Source organism: Pseudomonas sp. PS01270 (genome assembly GCF_029959775.1).
GTDB classification, from domain to species: domain Bacteria; phylum Pseudomonadota; class Gammaproteobacteria; order Pseudomonadales; family Pseudomonadaceae; genus Aquipseudomonas; species Aquipseudomonas atacamensis.
This window is the reverse complement of sequence record NZ_JASCPT010000281.1, coordinates 1-516: the sequence shown is the minus strand read 5'-3', so window position 1 is coordinate 516 and position 516 is coordinate 1. Positions and strand designations below refer to the sequence as shown.

The window sequence follows — 516 nt, the reverse complement described above, 5'->3', positions numbered from 1 at the left end:
AAGAGATTTTCGCGTACAGGGCTATCACCCACTATGGCCGCACTTTCCAGAGCGTTCCGCTAATCTCAAAGCCACTTAAGGGCTAGTCCCCGTTCGCTCGCCACTACTAAGGGAATCTCGGTTGATTTCTTTTCCTCAGGGTACTTAGATGTTTCAGTTCCCCTGGTTCGCCTCTTGCACCTATGTATTCAGTACAAGATAACCATCTTATGATGGCTGGGTTCCCCCATTCAGACATCTCCGGATCAAAGTCTGTTTGCCGACTCCCCGAAGCTTTTCGCAGGCTACCACGTCTTTCATCGCCTCTGACTGCCAAGGCATCCACCGTATGCGCTTCTTCACTTGACCATATAACCCCAAGCAATCTGGTTATACTGTGAAGACGACATTCGCCGAAAATTCGAATTTCTCAACTAAGAGAACTCACAAATTTTACCTTAGCCTGATCCGTTACCAGTGAAAGTAACGTTCAGTCTATCTTTCTATCACATACCCAAATTTTTAAAGAACGATCTA

At 46.1% G+C, this 516-nt stretch carries 1 rRNA gene; it reads right to left on the bottom strand.

Going from position 1 to position 516, the window contains the following annotated elements:
* A 23S ribosomal RNA gene (locus QMX86_RS28165) occupies window positions 1–348 on the bottom strand; the annotation flags it as partial.
* Between the last annotated feature and the right edge of the window lie 168 nt (window positions 349–516).